This is a genomic window from Natronococcus occultus SP4 (assembly GCF_000328685.1).
In the GTDB taxonomy this organism is placed as follows: Archaea; Halobacteriota; Halobacteria; order Halobacteriales; family Natrialbaceae; genus Natronococcus; species Natronococcus occultus.
The window spans coordinates 3358901-3378327 of the sequence record NC_019974.1; the positions used below are offsets into that span (position 1 = coordinate 3358901).

Below are 19427 nucleotides of genomic sequence, written 5' to 3' on the forward strand. Positions count from 1 at the left end.
TGAAAGTGAACTACCGGGAGGCGGTCTCCTCGCCGGCACGGTTCGGTCGCGGCTCGGACTCCTCCTCGTCGATCGGCGGCCAGTGCCACGCGTCGGCCTGTACGACACCCAGCAGCTTCCGTCGGCGTTCGGCCAACTCCGCGACCGCGTCCTCGAACTCCGCCTCGTCGGCCGTCGGGATGTCGTCCTCTTGGAGCCGATCCAGATCCGGCTGCGGGGGTATCTCGTCGGCCGGCTCGATGAACGCCGTCTCGAGCGTGTCGAGGTAGCTATCGGTACTCGAACGGGCGTTCTCGACCAGGGCCGGATCGAGCTGGGCGCCGTCGTCGACGCCGTAGCGAAACAGCGTCATGGCCTCGTCGAAGATCGGAACCGCCATCGCCGAGGCGCGTTCGCCCTTCTCGCTGTGGTAGTAGTGCAGGATCGGGTAGGCCTTGTGCTTGTCCGCGAGCTCCGAGAGATCCGAGGCCAGCGACTCGACGGGTAGATCAAGCCCGTCGAACTGCTCGTCGGTCCAGCCCGCCCGGACGAACTCCTCGCTGCGCTCGCCGAGCCCGGTGACGCTGTTGGCGAACGCTCGCTTTTCCGAGACCGTCCCGAGGACGGTCAGAATATAGGAGACCCCGAGCGTGACGAAGGCCATCCCCGTCGCGGTCGTAAAGGAACTCGCGATCTCCCAGGTACCTGACGTCGGCGAGTAATCCCCGTTCCCGTTCGTAAACATGGTGTAGGCGACGTAGTAGAAGTGCCCCGTCCAGTCGGCGGGTTCGCCGGTCTGGGGACTGACGAGTGCGGTGTCGCCGCCGGCAAAGAGGAACGTCCAGCCGAACCACAACAGCGCGATCCACATCGCGAGCGTCAGCGTAAGAATCAGCGGGCCGGCGATGCTCAGCGCCCGGGAGTGGTCTCCGGTCAGGATCCGAAGCCCGCGCCAGACGCCCGTCGTCAGTCGTCCCGAGAGCGGCCCGGAGCCGCCGTCGACCCACAGCGTCGTCCAGATGATGTCGACGACGACCGCGATCAGCACGACGATTCCGACCGCAAGATACAGCGGTTGCATTTCCGGACGCTACCGTCTCGAGGACCGTCAACGGTAGCCCGGTTACTGCAGCCGTGGGCCGAACGGCGGGGAGTCCGTCGGTTTCCAGCGGCACGTTCATCCGCCCTCGCGCCGAGGAGCAGACATGCGCGAGTTCGCGTTCACGGTCGCTTACGAGCGGGGGGCCGACCACCTGATGGATGTCTTCATCGACCACCCAGAGCTGTACGCCCGAACGACTGCCTGTCACGCGACGACGGAGACGATGTGGCGCGTCGACGAGGTGACCGGGCCCCAGGAGGCGCTGGCAGAGTACGACGAGCAGCTCTCGGGGATCGACCGCTGTTCGAGCGTCCGGGGAATGGGCGGCTGTCGGATCGACTGGACGTACGACGTCCTCGCGAGCGGGCCGACGAGCCGACTGATCTACTCGCGACAGTCCGAGGACGACGGCTGTCGGTCGGTCCCCTACCTCGCGGCGAAACACCTCGGCGACGGCGTGTTGTGCCGGGCCGAACAGCGCGGTCATGAGTACCGCTGGCGGCTGCTCGCCGAGGACGGAACGGCGATGCGGGCGATCTACGACGAGCTCGAAGGGAACCTTCGGGCGGGGCTCGAGCTCGAGTTCGAGCGCATCAGCGGGCCGATCGAGTGGGGCAACGAGTACGACGTCGGCCCTGATATCCCCCACGAGCAGCGCGCGGCCCTGGAGCTTGCAACCGAGTACGGCTACTACGAGACGCCCCGCGGAGCGTCGATCCAGGAGATCGCCGACGCCGAGGACGTCCCGACCTCGACGCTCCAGTACCGGCTGCGCCGGGCCGAGGCGTGGCTGGCCAAGACCTTCCTCGCCGACGGACGGGGGATCCCGCGTCGCCGACCCGTCTCCGCCGACGACTAGTGCCGGAGTCGTTGGCATATTCCAACCGAACCCACACCAGGGATCGTCGAGTACGTCGAACCGACGATGCAACCCAACACGACCGACGACACTGGCGTCTCGAGGCGAAGCTACCTGGGAGCCGGCAGCACCGCGCTGGCCGCGCTCACGTTTGCGTCCACGAGCGGGGCGGCCGAGGACCCCTCGTCCAACGAGAACGACGGTCGAACGCTGATCCGAAATGGAACGGTCGTCACCGTCGATCCCGATCTCGGGGTCTGCGAGGACACCGACGTCCTCGTCGAGGACGGGCGGATCGAACGGATCGACCGTGACATCGACGCCGCCGGAGCGAAGACGATCGACGCGAGCGACTCGATCGTCATGCCCGGGTTCGTCAACGCCCACCACCACACCTGGCAGGCCGGGGTTCGGGGCGTCGCCGGGGACTGGTCGTTCATGGAGTACCTCGAGACGATGCTCGGGGAGATCAGCAGCCACTACCGGCCCGAGGACGCCTACCTGGGGAACCTCTTCGGGGCGCTCGAGCAGCTAAACGCCGGGACGACGACGGTACTGGACTGGTTCCACATCGCGAACTCGCCCGGCCACACGAACCGTGCGATCGACGGGCTCGAGGACGCCGGGATCCGTGCGGTGTTTGCCCACGGCCAGCCGGGCGACGACAACGACCTGTGGTGGGAGGAAAGCACCGAGCCCCATCCCGACGACATCCGACGGCTCAACGACGAGCGGTTCCCCGCGAACGACGGCCTGCTCACGCTCGCGATGGGGATCCGTGGCCCCGACTACTCGACCGAGGAGGTCGTTGCCCACGACATCGAGCTGGCCCGCGAGCTCGACGTCCTCGCGTCGATGCACATCGGCTCGCTCGGTCCGGGCGGCGTCGAGACTCTCGAAGAGCTCGGCCTGCTCGGGAACGACCTCAACTACGTCCACGGCAACCGCCTCACCGACGAGGAGTTCGAACTGATCGGCGAGAGCGGGGGCTCGGTGACGACGACCCCCGAAGTCGAGATGCAGATGGGCATGGGGATGCCACCGATCCGACAGACGCTCGACGCCGAGGGAGCGATCCCTTCGCTCGGCGTCGACATCGTCTCGAACGTCAGCGGCGACATGTTCACCCAGACCCGGGTCGGACTCCAGACCCAGCGCGCGCTCGACAACCAGCCGACCGTCGAGGCCGGCGAACAGGTCGGCGAGCTCTCGATCTCCGCGCGCCGGGCCCTCGAGTTCGCGACGATTGAGGGCGCCCGCGCGCTCGGGCTCGACGACGAAATCGGCTCGCTAACCCCGGGGAAGCGCGCCGACATCACGATGATTCGAACGGACGATCTGAACACGACGCCGGTTCACGACCCGATCGAGACCGTCGTCTTCCAATCCGGCGTCGCCAACGTCGACACGGTGCTGGTCGACGGCGAGGTCGTCAAACGCGACGGGAAGCTGTACAACGAGCCCGGCCGCAACCAGCAGGACCGACTCGTTCGCTCGGGACGGCGGATCCTCGAGGAGAGCGGTCTCGGAGCGAACTAGCTCGATCGCAGTCGAACGATACGCGGACCGAAAACGACGACCCCGCTACCGGTCGTCCTCGACGACCTCGGCGAGGATCTGTGCGATTTTCTTGTTCGTCTGGGGGCTGTAGTGGCCCCCCTCCCCGCGCTCGACGTACAGCGACTCGACGTCGCCGCCGCCCGAGAGGTGGGTCGCCATATCGATCGTCTCGAGGTCGTCGTACTTCCCGTCGAGGCGCTCGAGCAGGTCGCCGTAGATCGGGCCGTGCTCGGCTTCGTACTTCGCGTACCGGAGCTGCTGGACCATCACGAACACGGGCGTGAACTCCTGCTCGTCGGCGTAGTCGACGAACTCCTCGATCAGCGCGTCGAACAGCCGCTCGTGGGTGTCGAACAGCCGCTCGTGATACCGAACCCGAGGACGTTCCATCCGGAGCTCGGTGCGGGTCTTGGCGTCGTCGAAGTCGATCCCCGGGATCGCCCGGCCGGTTCGTTTCTCGAACTCGATTCCCGCCTCGCAGAGCGCGTGGCGGACGTTTTCCGTATCGTCGAGCAGATCCGCGGTGTAGGGTCTCGAGGCGTGGTGGGGTTTGAACCAGTGGTCGTAGTGGAAGTCGTGTTCCCGCAGGAACTCGGCCTTCGACTCCAGATCGAGTAGGTCCTCTTTCTCCTCGATCGGGCTCTCGATGCGTTTCAGGGTGCCGTCCTCGAGAGTGTACCGGGGTTTGACCGCCAGGATGTTGCCGAACTCCTGGTAGTGTTTCCACACCGAGAGAATGCGGGCGATCGAGGACGCGGTGACGACCACGAAGACGTAGTCGGTCTCCTCCTCGGGGTACTGGCGTTTCAGTCGCAGCAGCGCCTGGTCGAACCCGTAGTTCCCCCCGCCGTAGTTGGCGACGTGGGTGTCCAGTTCCTGGGCCAGGTAGTGCTGGAACGTCTCGTCGTCGTCGACCTCGCGGCAGAAACAGTAGGAGTCGCCGTAGGTCGAGACCGTCACCTCGGCGTCCTCGTCCCGATCCGTCGCGCGACAGACCCGGCTGCCGTACTCGTCGGTCGAGTAGGTGACGACGCTGCGGACCTCCTCGCCGGGGAGGTGGTCGCCGGTGTCTTTCTGTTTCTCCCGGTTGGGTTGGGGAACCCAGCCGAGTTCGGGGTCGAAACTGCTGAACTTGCCGAGCAGTTCGCGACCGATCCCGGGAAACTCCTCGGTCGCGACGGAGGGGTTTCGCTCGAGCGCCCGGTAGGAGAGACGCTCGAGGACGACCGCTACCACGAGTACCGCGACGCCGAACACGACGTACGGAAGCATTCGCCCGGTGATTTCCGAGCGACTCCGAAGTCGGTTGGGCCGGCAATCGCCACCGCGATCAGCGAACGACGGTAACCGGCACCGGGGAGTGTCTGACCACGACCTCCGCGACGCTGCCAAGCAGGAGCCGCGTCACGCCCGACCGTCCGCGACTCCCTATCACGACGTGGTCGAGGTCGCTCTCCTCGGCACAGTCGATGATCTCCCGTGCCGGCGGCCCGATCCGGCTCCGCTTCTCGAGGCTGACGCCGTGCTCGGTCGCGATCCGTTCGGCGCCGCTCAGCTGGTCGTCGGCCTCCTCGAGCAGCTCCCGGAGCCTCTCGTCGCTGTCGGCGTCCTCGGTCGTGTTCGGAATCAGCGGAACGCCGTCGGTTTCGACGACGGTCAGCGCAAGGAACTCGCCGTCGGGAAACAGCTCGATCGCGTACTCGAGGGCTTCTCGTGCGGGCTCGGAGCCGTCGAAGGGGACGAGGATTCGAAGCGGCATGCTATCGAGAGTCTAGGGAAGAGTCCTTTTGAGTCTGTTACCTGATCGACCGTCCGCTCACGTCGTACCCTGGCTCGAACGCTCACAGCGCGAGGTACGGCCCGACTCCGAGCAGGACGACGCCCAGCGCGACTTTCAGCCGCGCGGGGTCGACGACGTGGGCGACCTTCCAGCCGACGACGACTCCGAGCAACAGCGGCGTTCCGACGACGACCGCCAGCGGGAGGAGGACGTCGCCCTGGGCGGCGTAGCCGGCGGTCGCGAACGCCGCGATGAAGATCGACTGGACCTGCGCGACGGCGACGGCGAGCAACATCGGAACGCCGACCAGCACGAGCGCGGGCACCGCGAGGACGGGGCCACCGATCCCGAGCAGGCCGCTGGCGACTCCCAAAACGAGCCCGAGCCCGCCGAGGATGGTCTGTCCGTGTCGCGTCAGCGGATCGACGTCGACGATCGGCCTGAACCCCCGGCGCTCGCGGTAAAGGATGACGCCGCCGACGGTCATCGCGACGCCACCCAGCAGGATGCCAAACAGCGATCGCGAGACGTAGGGGTTGATCTGGGAGCCGAGCAGAGCGCCGAGAACGCTCGAGAGGCTGAGCACGATCGCGAGCGCCCGGCTCTGCCCGGTTTTCATCTCTCCGGAGTGGAGGTAGGCGAGACTGCCGACCAGTCCGGTGACGATGAACGTGGCGTGGGCGGTGCCGGCGACCTGGCTCGAGGGAAGCGGCGTCAGCGAGTACAGCGCAATCGTGACGAAGATCCCGCCCGGACCGATCGTCGTGATCCCGATGCCCGAAAAGAAGGCGATACAGACGAGCAACAACACCAGTGCGAGATCGAACGAGAGGCCGAGCATGGACGGTATCGAGTCGATCGGTTCGGGCGTTGTGATTCTTCCGATCCCGTCTGCCTCCTCCTCCCGGATCGAGAACGCTCGCTCGCGGGCAGTCGGAAAACCGAGCAACGAGACGCTGCGATCGGGGCTCGCTACAGCAGCTCGACGACGGACCGGACGAGGTCCTCGCCGGTCACGAGCGAGGTCAGAAACAGCACGACGACGGCCGTCAGGAAGATCGCCTGTTCGACTCGCGACGGGTCGAAGTACCGACGGACGGCTGCAAACAGTGCCAGCGCGGTCAGGGGCAGTCCGACGACGCCGTTGACTGCGGGCATCAGTAGCGCCAGATCAACCGGCGTGAAGTCGGTGAAGGCAAGAATCGGGATCGCTAACACGACCGAGAGCCCGATCAGGAAGTGGACGGTACGCCGGAACTGCAGGTCGCCAAACTGGGTCGAGAGCCCCGAAGACTGGGGTACCATGAACCCGGCGGCGAACAGGGTTCCGGTGGCGCTGCTGAAGGACGCGGCACCGACCGCGAGGATGAAGACGCCGAGAACCCAGTCGCCGATCAGCTCGACCAGGGGCTCGGCGGGCGTGGTAAACGCCAGGTCGGCGTCTGGCATCGAGATCGCAGCCGCAACGATCACGGTCGCACTCAGTGCGATGACTGCGGCAAGCCCGACGGTATGGTCACGGCGGTACCGGGAGACGTCGTCCCAGTTTTTCTCGTGTTGCATGCTCGTCTGGATGAAGAAGTTCGGGTAGTAGACGGTCGTCCCGAGCAGGGCGATAATCATCGTCATGTACTCGACGTCCTCGACGACGCCGGGGACGAATCCGGACGCGATTCCTGCCGCCGGCGGCTGGAGGTTCGCGACGATGACGAGATATGAGGCGAAGATCGCGAACACGAGTGCTGCGATCACGCCCTCGATCCGGCTGTAGACCCGAAGCTCGACCAGCGCGATCCCGAGCGCTGCCGAGACGATCACCGCGACATAGAGGTTCGACAGCGGCGTGAGGTAGACGATCGCAGCCCCCGCGAGCGCGTAGTTGGCGACGCTCCAGAACTGCATGATAAACGAGATCCCGAACGCGAACGGTTTCGCCGCCCGCTCGCCGATGACGTCCCTGATGTATGTCATCAGGGGGCGGTCCGCGGCGGCCAGGCGCGCTGACATCTCGTGCATCGCGAGCCCGACGCCGAGCCCGAGCGGCAACACCCAGAGGAGTCCGTACCCGAACAGGAGCCCCGCCTCGGTCAGGATGTAGACGGAGCCGGCGCCGAAGATATTCGCTGCGAACAGGAGACCGAGCCCGTACTGGTGAACCGTTTCCTTCGCTCGCTCAAACGGCACATCGACGACAGAACTGGTTTGTCCCATGGATCAACTCTCACCTGATCGTGCCGGAGAGCCGACCTCGCAGGGTCGGCTCTCCGATAACCGCTCGCCGTTGATCGGGTTCCGAATCACCGTGCCCGGAACGACGGCCGGGAGTTGTTTGAGAAAAGAGCCTGAGATGGCGTATGTCTGAAAAAATAGTAACGTGGGATGAGCCCTCTCTTTTCTGAACGCGGGAGCGGGAGTGGTCGTCGTCGGTTGTCGTCGCGACGCGCTCGCGCGCGTACGCGAAGTTTTATACCCAGCCAGGCGCTACCCGGAAACAGGTTTCTCATGTCCCAGGAAAGCGAGTACGGTGCCGGACAGATCCAGGTCCTCGAGGGCCTGGAAGCTGTACGAAAACGGCCAGCGATGTATATCGGTTCTACCGACGCGCGTGGGCTTCACCACCTCGTTTACGAGGTAGTCGACAACTCGATCGACGAGGCCCTCGCCGGACACTGCGACGAGATTACCGTCTCTATCGAAGCGGACGGCTCGGTAGTCGTCGCCGACGACGGCCGCGGCATCCCCGTCGACACCCACGACGAGTACGACCGCCCTGCCCTCGAGGTCATCCTGACCGTCCTCCACGCTGGCGGGAAGTTCGACAACAAATCCTACCAGGTCTCCGGCGGTCTCCACGGCGTCGGCGTCAGCGTCGTCAACGCACTCTCAGAGCGCCTCGAGGCCGAGGTCAAACGCGACGGCGGTGTCTTCCGCCACGCGTTCGAGGCAGGCGAACCCGTCGGCGACATGGAGCGGGTTCGCGACATGGAGCCCGACGAGGACACTGGAACCGAGATCCGGTTCTGGCCCGACAGCGACATCTTCGAGGGCGACGAGTTCTCCTTCTCGACGCTGTCAAGCCGGCTGCGGGAGCTCGCCTTCCTCAACTCCGGCGTTCGCATCACCCTCCGTGACGAGCGCCAGGAGACCGAGGACGCAGTCGCCGAGACCTACGAGTACGAGGGCGGCATCCGCGAGTTCGTCGAGTACTTGAACGAGACGCGCGCGGTGATGCACGACGACGTCATCTACTTCGAAGACGAGGAACAAGACATCCAGGTCGAGGTCGCGATGCAGGCAACCGAGGACCTCCAGGGGTCGATCCACGCCTTCGCGAACAACATCAACACCCGCGAGGGCGGGACCCACCTCACCGGGTTCAAGACCGCGCTGACGCGGGTCGTCAACGATTACGGCAACGACCAGGGGCTGTTAGGCGACATCGACGGCAACCTCAAGGGCGAGGACATCCGCGAGGGGCTGACCGCGGTGATCTCGGTGAAACACCCCGACCCGCAGTTCGAGGGCCAGACGAAGACGAAACTCGGCAACTCGGAGGTGCGAGGAATCGTCGAGAGCGCGATGCACGAGCGGCTGGGGACGTACTTCGAAGAGCATCCCGACACCGCCGAGGCGATCGTCGTCAAGGCTGTCGAGGCCGCGAAGGCCCGCAAGGCCGCTCAGAAGGCCGAGGAGCTCACGCGCCGGAAGTCGGCACTCGAGTCGACCTCACTGCCCGGTAAGCTCGCGGACTGTCAGACCAAAGATCCCGAGGAGGCCGAGCTGTTTATCGCCGAAGGAGACTCTGCGGGCGGCAGCGCAAAGCAGGCTCGCAACCCCGAGTTCCAGGCCGTGCTCCCGATCAAGGGGAAGATCCTGAACGTCGAGAAACACCGCCTGGATCGGATCCTCGAGAACGACGAGATCCGCAACATGATCACCGCGATCGGCGCGGGGATCGGCGACGAGTTCAACATCGACGACGTCCGGTACAAGAAGATCATCATGGCGACCGACGCAGACGTCGACGGCGCACACATCCGTACGCTGCTGTTGACGTTCTTCTACCGGCACATGCGGCCGCTGCTGGAGGGCGGGTACGTCTACGCGACCCAGCCGCCGCTGTACCGCGTCCGGTATCGCGGCGAGACCTACGACGCGATGACCGACGCCGAGCGCAACGAGATCGTCGAAGAGGTCTGTGACGGCAATCCCACCCAGGTTCAGCGATTCAAGGGGCTCGGCGAGATGAACCCCGAGCAGCTCTGGGAGACGACGATGAACCCCGACAACCGCATCCTCAAGCGGATCACCGTCGAGGACGCGGCCGCGGCGGACAAGATGTTCTCCGTGCTGATGGGCGACGCCGTCGAGCCCCGCAAGCAGTTCATCAAGGACAACGCTCCGGAAGCGGAGTGGATCGACATTTAGGTGATCGAATGCAGACAATCAGGCAGCTACCAGCGGTGAGTATTCAGGCATGAGTTCGGAAGTACCCGATCCGACGGACATCGAGGCGGCATCGATCGAGTCCGTGCGGATCGAAGACGAGATGGAGCAAAGCTATATCGACTACGCGATGAGCGTCATCGCGGGCCGAGCCCTGCCCGACGTCAGGGACGGTCTCAAGCCGGTTCACCGGCGCATCCTGTATGCGATGCACGAACTGGGCGTCTCGTCGGGATCGAGCCACCGGAAGTCGTCCTCGATCGTCGGGGAGACGATGGGAGACTACCACCCCCACGGCGACAGCGCGATCTACGATACCCTGGTCCGGATGGCCCAGGATTTCTCGATGCGGTACCCCCTCGTCGACGGCCAGGGGAACTTCGGCTCGATGGACGGCGACCCGGCCGCAGCACCCCGATACACGGAGGCCCGGATGGCCCCCGTCGCCGAGGAACTGCTCGAGGACATCGACAAGGACACCGTCGACTTCTCGGCGAACTACGACGACCGTCTGCAAGAGCCCGACGTCCTGCCTGCGGCGTTCCCGAACCTGCTGGTCAACGGCTCTTCGGGGATCGCCGTCGGGATGTCGACGAACATCCCGCCGCACAACCTGAGCGAGGTGATCGACGCGACGATCGAGCTGATCGACGACCCCGACGCCACCGTCGAGGACCTGATGGACCACATCAAGGGGCCGGACTTCCCGACGGGGGCGAACATCGTCGGCCGAGACGCCGTCTACTCGGCGTACAAGACCGGCCGCGGACGGGTCCGCGTTCGGGCCGAGTTCGAGGTCGAAGAGTGGAAGAACGGGCGCGAACGGATCGTCGTCACGGAGCTGCCCTTCCAGGAGAACAAGGCTCGCCTCGTCGAGCGCATCGCCGAGGACGTAACCGAGGGCGAGCTCGAGGGGATCACCGACCTGCGTGATGAGTCCGACCGCGACGGCGTCCGGATCGTCATCGAGTGTAAACGCGGCGCGAACGTCGAAGTGGTGAAAAACAAGCTCCTCGAGAGCCACCTCGAGAAGACCTTCGGCATCATCAACCTCGCGCTGGTCGACGGCCAGCCCCAGGTGCTTTCGCTCAAGGAGACCCTGGAGGAGTACGTCGACCACCGTCGTGAAGTGGTGCGACGGCGCAGCGAGTACGACCTCGCGGAGGCGGAGGATCGGGCCCATATCCTCGAAGGCCGGCTGAAGGCCGTCGAGAACGCGGAGGATGTCGTCGAGCTGATCCGCGACAGCGAGGACCGTTCGGCGGCCAAGACGAACCTGCAGGAGGCCTACGAGTTCTCCGAGGAGCAGGCCCAGCATATCGTTCGGATGCAGCTGGGGAGTCTTACCTCGATGGAGGCCGCCGAGATCGAGTCGGAGTACGAGGAGGTCCAGGCCGAGATCGAACGCCTGACCGAGATCTTGGAGAGCGAGTCCGAACTGCTCTCGGTCATCAAAGACGAACTCCGCGAGATCAAAGACGAGTACGGCGACGAGCGCCGAACCTCGATCATCGAAGACGAGGGGACGGTTACTCACGAGGACCTCATTCCGGAGGAGGAGGTCGTCGTCGTGATGACCGAAGACGACTACGTCAAGCGGATGCCGATCGACGACTTCGACCCCCAGGGTCGGGGCGGGAAAGGCATCATCGGCGCGGACGTCAAAGACGACGACCGCGTCTCGACGGTGTTTCGGGCAAACACCCACGACTACCTGCTTTGCTTTACGAACCAGGGACAGGTCTACCAGCTCAAAACCTACGAGATCCCCGAGATGGGCCGGACGGCCCGCGGAAAGTCCGCGGTCAACATCCTCGATCTCGACCCCGGCGAGGATATCACGGCGATCGTCGACACCGACGCCTTCGGCGACGACGAGTACGTGACGATGGTCACCCGAAACGGCTACGTCAAACGGACCGCCGGCGAGGAGTTCGACAACATTCGCTCGACGGGAATCATCGCCGCCGACCTGGAGGAGGGTGACGAACTCGTCGACGTCGAGGTCACCGACGGATCGACGGATCTGGTTATCGCCACGGAGGGCGGGATGACGATCCGCTTCGACGAGGACGAGGTCCGCGCGATGGGACGGAACGCCCGTGGCGTCAACGGGATCAAGCTCACCGACGGCGACGCCGTCGCCGGACTGGTCGCGACCGACGAGGCCGACGGGCGCGCGTTACTGACCGTCACCCGGAACGGGTACGGGAAGCGGACCCCGCTCTCGGAGTACCGCACCCAGTCCCGGTACGGAAAGGGACTGATCGACATCAAAACCGACGACCGGAACGGTCCCGTCGCGACCGTCAAGGCCGTCGCCGCCGACGATCACCTCGTGATGATGAGCGAGCGCGGCCAGATCGTCCGAACCCGTGTCGACGAGATCTCGACCGTCGGCCGGAACACGATGGGCGTGATCGTCATGGACGTCGAGGACGGCGACGCCGTCGCGAGCGTCGACGTGTTGCCGGCAGGCTCCGTGGCCGAAGCGAACGAACGCGCGGACGCGGACGCGAACTGACGTTGCCGCGGCTTCGTTTTCGAAAGCGAAAAAGAGACGAGAGCGTCGATCCCGGCTGATTAGTGGTTCGGTTCCTCGGCCGGCGCGACCATATCGTCGATCCGCAGGATGAGGATGTTGTTCGTATCGTCCCGACCGTCGACGAGTCCCCTCGATGACGAGCTTCGAGAGCGGCGTCGGGCCGACGGTAACCGAGTCACCCTCCTCGATCTCGTCGGAGGTCCCCTGCATGTGGATCTCGGCCCGGCAGAGCTCGGGATGGTGGACACTCGAGAGGTCGATCTCCTCGACGATGACGTCCTCGATCGGTTCGCCCTCGTGCTCGAGGGGAACCGAGGCGGGGTCATCCATCTGCTGGATCTCCAGGGCCTCGAAGGCGGCGGCGGTCGGCTTGTAGCCGCCCTTTGGACCCGGAACGCCCTCGACCAGCTGAAGGGCCTTCAGGCTCTGCATCTGGTTGCGGATCGTGCCGGGGTTTCGGTCTACCTGTTCGGCGATGTCCTCGCCCTTGATCGCGTCCTCCGATTCTTTGTGAAGGTTCGTCAGCGCGCGAAGAATCTTCTTCTGACTGGGGGTGAGCTCGATTGATGACATACTGAATTGTTCGTAATTGATTTCCTTAAACCCGATGGGTAGCGGGTGGTTTACCGCGTGGTTCGACGGAGGGGACGGGGACAGTAAGGGGTTTCTCTTTGCGAACGATCCGTCAGAGTCCAAGGACGCTGCCCTCGAGCAAGACGTCGGTGAGCACGTCCTCGAGCAGGAACATCAGGATGAAGCCGACGGCGAAGGTCGCGGCGTTGATCCGCGTGAGCACCGCTTCGGCGTCGAACCGGATCAGATCGGCGACCTCGATGAGCACCTGAAGGATCGCCCCGACCGCGATCGCAAAGAAGAGGACGGCGAGCAGCGGGGAGTCGCCGAAGCTGCCGATCCACCCGCCGAGGATCACGGGACCGCCGGCGATGACGCCCATCGCGGCGAAGTGTCGTAGCGGCGGCGTCGCCCGATCGCGCGCGACCGCGGCGACGACGGTCGGTCCCTCCATCACGTTGTGCAGGATGAAAGCGAGCACCAGCAGCATCACCTGGGTCGAATCGCCCTGGATGAACGAGACGCCGATCCCGAGCCCCTCGCCGATGCTGTGAAGACCCAGCGCGAGCGCGACGAGGTAGGCGATCTCCAGGCCGCTTTTCTCGGCGGTCGCCATCGTCCGCTGGCGCCACTTGCTGGCGAGATACATCACTGCGAAGGTGCCGCCGACGCCTGCGATGGCCAGTCCGACCGCGAGCAGCGTCTGTTCTGCCTCGGCGCCGTGCTCGACGATGTCCTCGGTCATCTCGACAGCGATAAACGCGAGGACGCCGCCCGCGAGTGCCAGAAACCCGTGGAGATATCGTCGGTCGAGGTCCCGGATAATCGGGAACCACAGCATCCCGATCGCGACCGGAACGACGCCGGCGAGCGCGCCGATGACGGCGAGCATCCAGAGAATCTCGAACGTGCTCGCGTCGTCGACCGCGCCGAGGTTGCCAAACGGTGACGTGAGATAAAGCGTCAGAAAGAGTGCGCCCAGGATGACGACCGGACCGATCGCGACGAGCCAGCGGGGCAGTCGGTCGATCGGCTGCCGGCTCATCCGCCGGTCACCCGTCCTGTAAACGTCCGTCGTTGATTCATCACTCGCAGTTTAGATGGGTCTAAATATATGTCTTGCTACCGTGCCCGCAGCTAGATTCGATCTAGGAAACTGAGCGACGTGGGAGTAGGGCAACTACGACTCGACTTCTGTGGGTCGTGCGACGCGAACGTGGTGGGCGACGGATTCGGGCAGTGATATGGCGTCCTCGCGTCCGTTCGGGCGAGCGGTCACCATCCCGAACGGCGCGACCTCGACGATCTCGAGCTCGATGCCGGGCTCGATGCCGTGATCGGCGAGATACGAGAGGATCTCGGGGTCGCGGTCGGCTACCTCCTCGACGACGACGACGTCGCCTTCCTCGAACTCGGTGACCGACTTCCCGTCCGGACGTTCGGGGGGTTCGAGGTCCGCGCTCGGGATCGGCGACCCGTGAGGATCGACCGTCGGCTCCTCGAGGGCAGCCGCGACGCGAGCCTCGAAGTCCTCGCTGATGTGGTGCTCGAGCCGATCGGCCTCCTCGTGGACCTCCGACCAGTCGTAATCGAGGTGTTCGGTGAGATACGACTCCAGCAGCCGATGGTGGCGAACGACCTCCAGCGCGACGGTCTCGCCCTCGTCGGTGAGGGTCACACCCCGGTACTTCTTGCGGTCGATCAACCCTCGCTCCTCCAGTTTCTCGAGCATGCTCGTGACCGTCGGCGACGTAACGTCTAACTCCTCGGCGATCGCCGACGTCTTGATCCGGTCGTCGGTTCCCTGCTGGAGCTGGTAGATTGCCTTGAGGTAGTCTTCCATCACGTCGCTCAGCATCATCTCGATCGGTTTTCGAGCCGTCTAACCCTAAACCTATCGCCCTCGAGATCCCGGGTAAACCGGCACGAACAAAACCGTCCCGGCCAATGTCGTCGTATGAGCAGCACTGTTCGAATCATCGGTGCACCGATGGACTACGGGGCGAACCGCCGCGGCGTGGACATGGGTCCATCGGCGATCAGGTACGCCGGACTGGCCGACGAACTCGAGGGGACCGGCGTCGAGCCGGTCGACGCCGGCGACCTCCTTATTCCTCGCGCCGAGGAACGCGATCCCGACGCCACGCAGCCACGCGAGGGCAACGCCAAGTTCCTCCGCGAGGTCGGTGACGTCTGCTCGCGACTCTCCGAGGAGGTCGCGGAGACGCTTGCCGACGGGGCCTTTCCACTGGTCCTCGGTGGCGATCACTCGGTCGCGATCGGGTCGATGGCGGGTGCCTCGCGGACGGCAACGCTCGGAGCGATCTGGTTCGACGCCCACGCGGATCTCAACACGCCCGAGTCCTCGCCGAGCGGGAACGTCCACGGGATGCCCCTCGCCGCGGCGCTGGGTCGGGGCGCGTTCGCCGAGATGGAGTGGGCCAACGCACCGAATCTCCGCGAGGACGCGATCGCCTACGTCGGACTACGAAGCATCGACGACCGCGAACGCGAGTGGGTGCGCGACAGCGAGATGACCGCGTTCACGATGGCCGATATCGACGAACGGGGCATCACCGCCGTCGTCGAGGACGCCCTCGACGTCGCGACGACCGGCACCGACGGGATCCACGTCAGCCTGGATCTGGACTGGCTCGACCCGAACGCCGCACCCGGCGTCGGAACGCCGGTTCGGGGCGGGGTCACCTATCGGGAGGCCCACTCGGCGCTCGAGCGGGTCTCGGTCCGCAACGCCGACGAGGGCGTCCTTCGATCGATGGACGTCGTCGAGGTGAACCCGATTCTCGACGAGCGAAACGAGACGGCAACGCTTGCGGCCGATCTTACGGCCAGCGCGTTCGGCAAGCGGATACTCTGACCTGGCTCGCCCCACCGAACGTTGCATGGTACTCTCTCTCGTGCCGGTTTCAGTTTCAACACCTTTGTATCGGAGTGTTTCGGAGTGACAGGTATGACAGAGAACGTCATCGTGCTCGGCGCCGGCTACGCCGGGGCCGGTGCGGTCAACACGCTCCAATCGGAACTCGATGATGACGCGCGCCTGACCTGGATCGCTGACGTCGACTACCACCTCGTGCTCCACGAGTCCCACCGCGTGATCCGGGATCCAGACGTCCAGTCCGACATCACGATCCCGGTCGAGGAGATCGCAGCGCCCTCGACCCGGTTCGTCGAGGACGAGGTCACAGGACTCGACACCGACGAGCAGGTCATCGAACTCGCCGACGGCGAGGACGTCGACTACGACTACGTCCTCGTGGCGCTTGGCAGCCAGACCGCCTACTACGGGATTCCCGGGCTCGAAGAACACTCCCTGACCCTGAAGAGCCTCGACGACGCCCTCGAGATCCACGAGGCCGTCGCACAGGCCAGTCGCGATGCCACGCGGGGCGACCCCGCCCAGATCGTGATCGGCGGCGCGGGCCTCTCGGGTATCCAGACCGCCGGCGAGATCGCGGAGTTCCGCGACCAGCACCGCGCTCCCCTCGAGATCCACCTCGTCGAGGCCTTAGAGGAGATCTTCCCCGGGAACGATCCGGAGATCCAGCAGGCCCTGCGGGATCTGCTCCAGGACGCCGGCGTCCAGATCCACACCGACGACCCGATCACCGAAGCCGACGACGACGTGATCCACTTCGACGAGGGCGAGCCGCTTTCCCACGACGTCCTCGTCTGGACGGGCGGGATCACCGGTCGGGACGCCCTCGACGACGCCGATCTCGAGAAGGAACACAACCGCGTCAACACCGGCGCGAACTTTCAGACCTCCGACGAACGGGTCTTCGCGATCGGCGACTCGGCGATCATCGACCAGGGTGACCGCCCCGCACCGCCGACCGCACAGGCCGCCTGGCAGGCCGCGGACGTCGCCGCCGAGAACATCACTCGCGCCATCCAGAACCGCCCGCTGAAGACCTGGGAGCACGAGGACAAGGGGACCGTCGTCTCCGTCGGCGACAAGGCGGTCGCCCACGGCGTTAAACCCGCGTTCGGCATCTCGCTTCCCGTCGATACGTTCGGCGGCGCCCCCGCGAAGAATCTGAAGAAAGGCATCGCCGCCCGCTGGATCGCCGACGTCTCCTCGATGAACCGCGCCCGGAAGGCCTGGCCGTCGCTGTAGTCGCCCGCCGCCCGATCAGTCCTCGGCGAGCGAGTCGTCATCCATCGGTCGGGCCGGGACGCCCGCGACGGTTTCGCCCGGCGCAACGTCCCGGGTAACGAGCGAGTTCGCCGCGACGCTCGCTCCAGCACCGATCTCGACGCCCGGCAGGACGATCGCGCCCGCCCCGATCATCGCCCGCTCGCCGACGACGACCTCGCCGGTGCGGTACTCGTCCTGTAGAAACTCGTGACACAGCAGCGTCGCGTCGTAGCCGACGATCGCGTGATCTTCGAGCGTGATCAGCTCCGGCCAGAACACGTCCGGCGTCGCCTCGAGCCCCCAGGAGACGCCGTCGCCGACCGTAACGCCGATCCGACGCAACAGCCACCGCCTGAGCCGCAGGCTCGGCGAGATCCTGGCGAGCCAGACGACAACGTAGTTGATCGCGACCCGTAGCGGGCTTCGCGCGTCGGTCCAGCGGGCGAGCGAGTTGTGCGTACTAGGGGTCGCGTGGCGGCGAACCCGATCGTGACGGGAGGGCGTGTCGTCGGTCACTGCGCGAGTCGTTGGAGCCGTTCCCACATGAAACCGATCGATCCGGTTCCCGTCACGGGCGCGTCAATCATCGGCGATCGCCCTGGGGGCGTCCCGCTCGCCGGGAACGCCGACCAGTTCGCGGAAGTCCTCGCCCGAGAGCGCACAGCGGTAGGCCGGTTTGAACATCATGTTCGCACCGCCGGCCTCGACGTTCCAGGCGGACTCGATCTCCTCGCGCAGGTAGTACTGGGCCTGGACGTTCCCCTCGCGGACGTAGTAGTCGCTGATCCGAATCGGGTGGCGATCGAACAGTCCGCCGGGCTCTCGACCGTCGACGATCACGACCGGCTTCTCGAGGTAGAGGTCGCCGTCCCGGGCCCGTTTGGCGTGGGCGTTCTCGGGATGGGACTCGAGGACGGCCCGTCGCCGCTCGGAGGACATCTCGGGGGTGACGACCGCGACCGAGTCGACCGTGAAGTAGCCGATCAGGTATCGGTGGGCGCGGTCGCCGCCGGGGCGACGGAGTCCGGCGTAGAAGCCGACGACGTCCCCGGGTTCGAGGGCGCGCAGCCGGGAGACGTACCCGCTCGTGCGGTGTTCCCCGTACGTTAGCGCCTCGAAGTTCGGGTCGCGGTGCAGCGGCCAGGACGCGAGCTCGTCGCCGGTAACCGCCTCGCGACCGCCCCGGACCGGCTGGGGTTCGATCCGGGTTGTCAGGTCGGCCGCGACGCCGTCCTCGCCGCGAAGAGGCCACGAGCCAAGCGTCTCCCGTTCGTCGGTCTCCCGGGTCTTCTCGGGGATCGGGACGTACTCGGAGCGTCCGTCGTCGTACAGCGGCCCGAGAGCCCCGAGATTCGTGCTGTCGGCACCGATACCCGCGAGAACGACCGTCATAGCCGACCCTACCGACGCGGTGCCGATAAAACCGCCGATGCGCCGCTCGGCCCCGCGGATACCAACACAATTGGGTGCAGAGTACTCTGCTATCGAACCGTAACTCTCCCACAGTGTGCAAGTTCGTCGAATGCGACGACTGTGAGTTCGTCCTTCTGGCCCAGCAGTCTTCCGACCCGATTCCGAAACGACAGGACGCCTGTCCGCGGTGTGGCGCGACGGAGTTTCGGTTTCTCGAGGACGGCACGAAATGACTACGACTCTTCGGGCGATCCCAGCGCGTCGACGACGCTGAACCGCGTCTCGGCACAGTCACAACCCGTCGTCGAGCTGATCGGAACGATCTCCCCGTCGGGACGGAGCCACACGGCACAGACCGCGTGACAGCGCTTGCATACCGCGGCTCGCTTCTCTCGGTTCGTTGCGGTCATGGTCTGAAAACGGCAGATGGTCGGTGGTGTGTCACCGGGTCGTCGCCCCCGGCGTGAATCGCTACGCCGCGGTGAGATATTGAAGGAGGTGATCGTCCACTCGAGTTACCGATCGTTTACCGGAATTATCCCGACTTTCGTCACATCTCTCCGAACAGGATCGGCCATCACACCGGCGGTGATCGACGGGCACGTCCTCGATGCGAGTTCCGAGAACGGGACGAAGCCGCGACAGTCGCGTCGCTCGACAGGCTCGGCCCGATAGAACCACGGTCACAGCAAAGCCGACTCCCGTTTCTGTGCTGCAAAAAGCGGGACCACGATCGCGGCAAAGCCGCTCCCTGCTCCCATTTCACTCTACGTACGTCACAACGGTCGCTCCGCTCCCTCGTTCGTTGTATCGTGAAAGTGGGACCTTGGTCACAGCGAAGCTGCTCCCCGCTCCCATTTTTGCGTTGCGAAAAGTGGGACCGCCGAGAATTGAACTCGGGTCCTACGGACCCCATCCGCAGAGGATACCACTACCCCACGGTCCCGTGCGTTTAGACCGATGGCCGTCGACCGTTTAAGCGTGTCGTTTCGATCCGGGTGTGTCCCC

The 19427-nt window shown here is 65.3% G+C and carries 17 protein-coding genes, 1 tRNA gene and 1 pseudogene; 7 read left to right on the top strand and 12 right to left on the bottom strand.

Translation table 11 applies throughout. The annotated features are described in order from the left end of the window. Positions 1 to 10 precede the first annotated feature (10 nt). Complete coding sequence (locus NATOC_RS16375; protein ID WP_015322593.1) at positions 11 to 1060, bottom strand: potassium channel family protein; 1050 nt, start codon at positions 1058 to 1060, stop codon at positions 11 to 13. Between the two features lie 124 nt (positions 1061 to 1184). Here NATOC_RS16375 and NATOC_RS16380 point away from each other — a divergent pair, with 124 nt between their 5' ends. Further along, positions 1185 to 1940, top strand: coding sequence for a helix-turn-helix domain-containing protein (locus tag NATOC_RS16380; protein ID WP_015322594.1), 756 nt, complete (start codon positions 1185 to 1187; stop codon positions 1938 to 1940). A gap of 66 nt (positions 1941 to 2006) precedes the next feature. Next, on the top strand, positions 2007 to 3479 hold the full coding sequence (locus tag NATOC_RS16385; protein WP_015322595.1) for an amidohydrolase family protein: 1473 nt from the start codon (positions 2007 to 2009) through the stop codon (positions 3477 to 3479). Between the two features lie 45 nt (positions 3480 to 3524). Here the strand turns inward: NATOC_RS16385 and NATOC_RS16390 are convergent, their stop codons facing one another. The 4 genes from NATOC_RS16390 to NATOC_RS16405 form a co-directional block, all read right to left on the bottom strand. Then, positions 3525 to 4772 (bottom strand): hypothetical protein, encoded by a 1248-nt coding sequence (locus NATOC_RS16390; protein WP_015322596.1) that lies wholly within the window; start codon positions 4770 to 4772, stop codon positions 3525 to 3527. A gap of 58 nt (positions 4773 to 4830) precedes the next feature. Continuing rightward, a complete protein-coding gene (locus tag NATOC_RS16395; RefSeq protein ID WP_015322597.1) occupies positions 4831 to 5259 on the bottom strand; it encodes a universal stress protein in 429 nt (142 codons plus the stop codon). A gap of 82 nt (positions 5260 to 5341) precedes the next feature. Then, complete coding sequence (locus tag NATOC_RS16400) at positions 5342 to 6121, bottom strand: sulfite exporter TauE/SafE family protein (RefSeq protein ID WP_015322598.1); 780 nt, start codon at positions 6119 to 6121, stop codon at positions 5342 to 5344. Between the two features lie 131 nt (positions 6122 to 6252). Beyond that, the gene (locus NATOC_RS16405) at positions 6253 to 7491 is read right to left on the bottom strand and encodes an NRAMP family divalent metal transporter (RefSeq protein ID WP_015322599.1); all 1239 of its coding nucleotides are present in this window, start codon (positions 7489 to 7491) and stop codon (positions 6253 to 6255) included. A gap of 291 nt (positions 7492 to 7782) precedes the next feature. Here NATOC_RS16405 and gyrB point away from each other — a divergent pair, with 291 nt between their 5' ends. Both gyrB and gyrA read left to right on the top strand, forming a co-directional pair. Continuing rightward, positions 7783 to 9708 carry a DNA topoisomerase (ATP-hydrolyzing) subunit B gene (gene gyrB / locus NATOC_RS16410; protein WP_015322600.1) on the top strand — a complete coding sequence of 642 codons (1926 nt, stop codon included), beginning with the start codon at positions 7783 to 7785 and terminating at the stop codon, positions 9706 to 9708. Between the two features lie 49 nt (positions 9709 to 9757). Further along, the gene (gene gyrA / locus NATOC_RS16415; RefSeq protein ID WP_015322601.1) at positions 9758 to 12250 is read left to right on the top strand and encodes a DNA gyrase subunit A; all 2493 of its coding nucleotides are present in this window, start codon (positions 9758 to 9760) and stop codon (positions 12248 to 12250) included. Between the two features lie 59 nt (positions 12251 to 12309). On the opposite strand, the pseudogene NATOC_RS21280 reads toward gyrA, so the two are convergent. The 3 genes and pseudogenes from NATOC_RS21280 to NATOC_RS16430 form a co-directional block, all read right to left on the bottom strand. Further along, a pseudogene (locus tag NATOC_RS21280) lies at positions 12310 to 12844 on the bottom strand (Rrf2 family transcriptional regulator). A gap of 112 nt (positions 12845 to 12956) precedes the next feature. Next, positions 12957 to 13889, bottom strand: coding sequence for a ZIP family metal transporter (locus NATOC_RS16425; protein ID WP_015322602.1), 933 nt, complete (start codon positions 13887 to 13889; stop codon positions 12957 to 12959). A 135-nt stretch (positions 13890 to 14024) separates the two neighbouring features. Then, the gene (locus NATOC_RS16430) at positions 14025 to 14705 is read right to left on the bottom strand and encodes a metal-dependent transcriptional regulator (protein WP_049888819.1); all 681 of its coding nucleotides are present in this window, start codon (positions 14703 to 14705) and stop codon (positions 14025 to 14027) included. A gap of 96 nt (positions 14706 to 14801) precedes the next feature. On the opposite strand from NATOC_RS16430, the gene rocF reads away from it, so the two are divergent. After that, positions 14802 to 15722, top strand: a complete 921-nt coding sequence (rocF, locus tag NATOC_RS16435; RefSeq protein ID WP_015322604.1) for an arginase — start codon at positions 14802 to 14804, stop codon at positions 15720 to 15722. Positions 15723 to 15815: 93 nt separating this feature from the next. Next, the gene (locus tag NATOC_RS16440; RefSeq protein WP_015322605.1) at positions 15816 to 16985 is read left to right on the top strand and encodes an NAD(P)/FAD-dependent oxidoreductase; all 1170 of its coding nucleotides are present in this window, start codon (positions 15816 to 15818) and stop codon (positions 16983 to 16985) included. 15 nt (positions 16986 to 17000) lie between these two features. Here NATOC_RS16440 and NATOC_RS16445 read toward each other — a convergent pair whose 3' ends face one another. Together NATOC_RS16445 and NATOC_RS16450 are read right to left on the bottom strand one after the other, a co-directional pair. After that, positions 17001 to 17522, bottom strand: a complete 522-nt coding sequence (locus tag NATOC_RS16445; RefSeq protein WP_015322606.1) for an acyltransferase — start codon at positions 17520 to 17522, stop codon at positions 17001 to 17003. 63 nt (positions 17523 to 17585) lie between these two features. Beyond that, entirely contained in the window at positions 17586 to 18398 is an 813-nt protein-coding gene (locus NATOC_RS16450; protein ID WP_015322607.1) for an Nmad3 family putative nucleotide modification protein, read from the bottom strand. A 113-nt stretch (positions 18399 to 18511) separates the two neighbouring features. Between NATOC_RS16450 and NATOC_RS22010 the strand changes: the two genes are divergently transcribed. Then, positions 18512 to 18652 (top strand): hypothetical protein, encoded by a 141-nt coding sequence (locus tag NATOC_RS22010; protein WP_157224644.1) that lies wholly within the window; start codon positions 18512 to 18514, stop codon positions 18650 to 18652. Here the strand turns inward: NATOC_RS22010 and NATOC_RS22475 are convergent, their stop codons facing one another. Further along, positions 18653 to 18829, bottom strand: a complete 177-nt coding sequence (locus NATOC_RS22475) for a hypothetical protein (RefSeq protein WP_015322608.1) — start codon at positions 18827 to 18829, stop codon at positions 18653 to 18655. 465 nt (positions 18830 to 19294) lie between these two features. Continuing rightward, a tRNA-Pro gene (locus NATOC_RS16455) sits at positions 19295 to 19365 on the bottom strand. Between the last annotated feature and the right edge of the window lie 62 nt (positions 19366 to 19427).